This window comes from Anaerosporobacter sp., assembly GCF_965301125.1.
The window spans coordinates 1-1,932 of the sequence record NZ_CBDLAM010000358.1 but is presented as its reverse complement, the minus strand read 5'-3'; the positions used below and the strand labels follow the sequence as shown (position 1 = coordinate 1,932).

General features: G+C 34.2%; 3 protein-coding genes. All 3 read right to left on the bottom strand.

What is annotated here, in order from left to right; genetic code table 11:
- Positions 1 to 102, bottom strand: a 102-nt coding sequence (locus ACW2QF_RS19920; RefSeq protein ID WP_455717761.1) for a P-II family nitrogen regulator, incomplete at its 3' end; no start/stop codon positions are given.
- A 17-nt stretch (positions 103 to 119) separates the two neighbouring features.
- Complete coding sequence (locus ACW2QF_RS19915) at positions 120 to 1,361, bottom strand: ammonium transporter (RefSeq protein ID WP_455717760.1); 1,242 nt, start codon at positions 1,359 to 1,361, stop codon at positions 120 to 122.
- 226 nt (positions 1,362 to 1,587) lie between these two features.
- Positions 1,588 to 1,932 (bottom strand): hypothetical protein (locus tag ACW2QF_RS19910; protein ID WP_455717759.1); only part of this gene is annotated, 345 nt, incomplete at its 5' end.

The window sequence follows — 1,932 nt, the reverse complement described above, 5'->3', positions numbered from 1 at the left end:
AACCTGAGATAGGGTTATTCCGTTAACGTTAATATCATTCAAAGCCTGTTTAACATCTTCTAACTTCTCTTCTCGAACTATTGCTTCAATTTTAATCAACATATTGACACTTGCTCCTTTCACGAATCCAATCCTGTAAATGTTGGATATGCACTTTCACCATGTTCTGATATATCAAGACCTATTTGTTCTTCTTTCTCACTTACACGTAATGGCATAAAGATTCGAATAATACCTACACAGATTAAAGTACCAACACAAGCTACAACAATTGTAATTAAGATTCCTACAATCTGAGCAACAAATAATTTTATATCACCAAAGAATAGTCCATCCCATTTTGCAACTGAATTGATAGAAGATTTTGCGAATAACCCTGTTGCAATACCTCCCCAAATACCACCAATTCCATGACATCCGAAAGCATCTAAAGCATCGTCAATCTTTAATTTTCCTTTTATAAATTTAACACCAAAATAACAGATTGGACTTACTAAAGCACCAATAATAAACGCAGCCCATACAGGTACAAATCCTGCACCAGGAGTAATAGCAACTAATCCAACTACTAAACCAGTAGATGCTCCAACTAATGTTGGTTTTCCTTCACTAATATAATCAATTGCCATCCAAGATAATAATGCGGCTGCTGCAGATACTGCAGTTGTTAAAAATGCATGCGCTGCTAATCCATTAGCTCCTAATGCACTTCCTGAATTAAATCCAAACCAGCCAAACCATAGGATAGCGGCTCCTAATGTAACAAAAGGTATATTATGAATACGGTAAATATTATGTTCATATCCTTTTCTTTTTCCAAGGATGATGGCAAGTATTAATGCACTTACACCAGAACTAATATGAACAACATTACCACCTGCAAAATCTACAGATCCAAGTTTAGCTAATAATCCGCCTTCCCCCCATACCATATGTGCCATAGGATAGTATACAATTATTGACCATAAGACAACAAAAATTAATAAGGCTTTAAATCTAACTCTTCCTACTAAAGCTCCAGTAATTAGAGCTGGCGTAATAACAGCAAACATCATTTGAAATATTGCAAAAGCGATATGTGGAATATTACTAGCATAAGGTCCTGCTTCTCCTGTTACACCTTCAAAACCAAACCAACGGAAATCTCCAATGATTCCTCCATGATTCCCCCCAAAAGCTAAAGAATAACCAAATAACACCCACATAACAATTGAAATCCCCATAATCGCTACACAAGCCATCATCGTATTCACGACATTCTTACGTTGCACTAAACCTCCATAGAAAAATGCAAGACCTGGTGTCATGAAGAGTACTAATGCACTACAAATTAATACATAAGCAATATCTCCTGAATTCATAACTTCTTCTCCTTTTCCTGTAGCCTAAACATAAACAACTCCGCTACATTTCATAATAATAGCTACAACAGAATTGCATAATTTAAATTTTTCTATTGTAACAAAAAAAAGATGCCAAGGAATAAATTCCTCGACATCTTTGTCATAGTTGAATTATACGAACAAAAATTTTTTTTGCAACACAATTTCATTTATCTTAGCGTTATATTAACTTATATAACCACGATTATTTACTTATAACAAACTCTAATGAAGAATCAATTTGTTCTGACAGATCATTCGGAAACCAATGTCCTAGATTTTTTATAACATTAAACTTACTCACTAATCCAACTTCATTAAATGACGTTATCATTTTTCTTTGATCTTCGAAAAATTTATCATTCTCTCCAGCTATTACAATACCTCTTATTCCTCTTGTACATGCATTTTGAAGAGTGTCAGCCTCAACATCTGCTTTGGGGGTATTAAGCACTATAAAACCACTAACAGGTATAATATTTTTATTTAAGGCAATATCAAGAGCCACTTGTGCTCCCTGTGAAAAGCCACCTATTATTATATGTTCTGT